This is a genomic window from Enterorhabdus sp. P55 (assembly GCF_009911695.1).
In the GTDB taxonomy this organism is placed as follows: Bacteria; Actinomycetota; Coriobacteriia; order Coriobacteriales; family Eggerthellaceae; genus Enterorhabdus.
The window spans coordinates 1-504 of sequence record NZ_QWKK01000328.1; the positions used below are offsets into that span (position 1 = coordinate 1).

Here is a 504-nt window from a genome sequence, read left to right on the forward strand (position 1 = left end):
ATGACCATCATCGAAGACATCTACTCGGCCGTCCTGCGCGGCAAGCGCAAGGAGGTCGCGCCTCTGGTGCAGCAGGCCCTCGACGAGGGCCTGGGCGCCGAGGAGGTCCTCAACGAGGCGCTCGTGGCCGCCATGTCCGAGATCGGCGAGCGCTTCAGCCGCAACGAGGCCTTCGTGCCCGAGATGCTCGTGGCCGCCCGCGCCATGAGCGCCGGCACCGAGGTGCTCAAGCCCCACCTGGCCGAGGAGGGCGCCGAGCCGGTGGGCAAGGCCGTCATCGGCACGGTCAGGGGCGACATGCACGACATCGGCAAGAACCTCGTGCGCATGATGATCGAGGGCAAGGGCTTCGAGGTCACCGACCTCGGGGTCGACGTGGCCCCCGAGCAGTTCGTGACGTTCCTGCAGGAGCACGACGACGTGGACGTCGTGTGCTGCTCGGCGCTGCTCACCACCACCATGCCCGAGATCGGCGCCACCATCCGCGCCATCGAGGAGGCCGGC

General features: G+C 69.2%; 1 protein-coding gene. It reads left to right on the top strand.

Features of this window, described 5'->3' with window-relative positions; genetic code table 11:
• Nucleotides 1-504: B12-binding domain-containing protein (locus tag D1643_RS11495; RefSeq protein WP_160710696.1), on the top strand; the 504-nt coding region annotated here is incomplete at both ends.